The sequence below is a fragment of the Nioella sediminis genome, assembly GCF_001879695.1.
Classification (GTDB): domain Bacteria; phylum Pseudomonadota; class Alphaproteobacteria; order Rhodobacterales; family Rhodobacteraceae; genus Nioella; species Nioella sediminis.
In genome coordinates, this window is sequence record NZ_MNBL01000001.1 from 1 (window position 1) to 2,227 (window position 2,227).

The following is a 2,227-nucleotide window of genomic DNA, read 5'->3' on the forward strand; positions in this document are numbered from 1 at the left end:
ACCGATCCATTTCACCGGAACCCAGTGGCCATCGAACGTGAGGACCAGATCGCCGATGCACAGCCTTTCAACTGCGACCGGGCCGTCCGGTGTGGCAATGGCCGTTCCGGCGAGAAAGCAGAACGGGTATTCGGACGTATCGAGGTTCAGGGATGCGATGTCGGGGTAGTCCGGTTGCGTGAGCGACACGCCGTAGACCAGGAGTTGTCCATTCGGCATGTTGAATGCTGGGTACTCGACACCGAGATGGGTGACTGTCCCGGCATATGTCGCGTTGCCCTTCGAAACTCCGCCTTCGAGGACCTCAAGGGTCTCGGTCGTATCGAAGATCGAATTCGCCGATGTCGTCTCGCGGAAAATGGTCTCGAAGGGCTGGGGTACCGAAGCTGCCCACCATGACACCGACCCGGAACTGCTATAGGCCGTGATGAAGGTGGACACCGGGAAGACGAGATCAGCCATCAATAATACCTCGATTCAGGTGGACGGGATTGGCCGCATGCATTGCTCGAGCACCGGCCTGCCGGGACCCCGTCAACGGCGGGGCCGGAATGACGCCGAAGGGTCCGTCTTGGACACCGAACGGAGCGAGTCTTGAAACGAAGAAATCCGCCAAGGCACCACCTCTTGTTGCGGCTCAATATCGGACGCGGCCGGGTGCATGGGCTGACGCAGGCCGAAGCGCCTTGAGACTGGGTCCAAGGGTGATTTCAGGTGATACTGTTTGATTTGTCAATAATTTACGCGCGCCCGCGACGGTTTGGCCAGATCAACGGTCACACCATGGCGTCGACTGCGCCTTGACGCGCGGTCGAGCTCAATAGCTTTGCAAGGATATATCCGCGCCAGCAGGTCCGCTCGGGGCCCTGCGAATTGGGGGGATCAGGCGGCTTGAGAGCCTATGACCTTCCGGCGGATCCGCCCCGGCACCTGCCGTGCACTCATGGCGCGGGGGTAAGGCAGTTCCTCCATCTCGGGCACATCGCCATAGAGCGCCTCGAACTCGGCGAAGTTGTCGAAGACCCGGCGAGAGACGTTGTCGATGAAGGTCTCCGCCGGGGCGCCGTTGGCGAGGATGACCTCGTGTTCCTCGGTTTCCACATGGTAGACCGTGTAGGTCTTCCCCATCTCGGCCAGAGGCACCCGCGTGATCGTCGTCCCGTTCACCAGAGCGCCCGCGTGGCAGATCACGCCATCGACCAGCATTCCGTGATCTGTCGTGACCGTCAGGTCAGAATGCGGCAAACCATCGCCAAGAGATCCGGCGGCAAACCGCACCGGCATCAAACGTTCGGCGGGACCGAAGCGGGTGGAAACGGTCTGGCGGCCGATCCATTTGACGGGAACAACGCGCCCGTCCTCTGCCAAAACCAGTTCGCCCCGGGTCAGGTCCTCGACTGCGCGGGAACCACCTGGGGTGGCGATCATGGTCCCTTTGAGAAAGCAGTACCCAAGTGTGTTGTTCGCGGCGCCCGCGGTTGCAGTAAAGTCGGCGAAATTGTCGTTGCCGGAACTGTCTGCCGCGCGACTTTCGGAGCTCTCATAGACTGTATCGTTGGAGAACGAATTAATGCCGATATACTGCCCAAAGTGATCGACATAGGTGCCTGAGCCATTAAAATCACCCAGCGACACGAACTGGTAGGGGCCTATTGCGCCGCCAAATGTCGTCGTCTGGTCCAGACCGGAAAAGGCCGACATTCCAATGGTGTAAAAGCCGCCCGCTGGAATCGATGTCGCAGCTGGAATGGTTTCGCCAGTACTAACGGCAAAGTTGCCCAGATCAACGCGCAGCCCGCTGATGTCAGCGGCGGTGGCACCGTTGTTGTGAAGCTCAATTGCGATGTTGCCCGCAGCGTCCAGGACGACTTCGGTAATGATGATGGCCATGGTTGCCCCCGTCTTGGTTGCCTCTATAGAGGTAAGGAAGAGCTCTTGTGTCAATTGGTTATGGGATGCTTTGGCGGTGTTGGCCAGTTCTTTTGGTGCGCGACACGCTGTAGGTGGGCCTCTCTGCCCTCACTCGTGCCAGGCCCGGTGCAGAGTTTTTGCAAGCGTATGGCGGGCAGTTTGCCCACCTTCCACCCATCGGCAGAAAACGACAAAACCCCGGCGCGATGGCCGGGGTTTCGGGATGTTGAAAGGCAAGGTGGGCAAACTGCCCACCCTACGGGAGTTACGACTTCGCCAGATTGCGCAGCACGTAGTGCAGGACGCCGCCATGTTC

2 protein-coding genes are annotated in these 2,227 nt (G+C 59.7%); both read right to left on the reverse strand.

The features are described 5' to 3' along the window. On the reverse strand, positions 1-462 hold a 462-nt coding region (locus BKY26_RS20465; RefSeq protein WP_211267981.1), incomplete at its 3' end, for a Hint domain-containing protein. A gap of 420 nt (positions 463-882) precedes the next feature. Then, positions 883-1,890, reverse strand: coding sequence for a Hint domain-containing protein (locus BKY26_RS00010; protein ID WP_071688346.1), 1,008 nt, complete (start codon positions 1,888-1,890; stop codon positions 883-885). Positions 1,891-2,227 lie beyond the last annotated feature (337 nt).

What these genes read in the sequence shown, in the direction of transcription:
- BKY26_RS00010 (WP_071688346.1), bottom strand. Translation starts at nt 1,890, where the DNA reads ATGGCCATCATCATTACCGAAGTCGTCCTGGACGCTGCGGGCAACATC.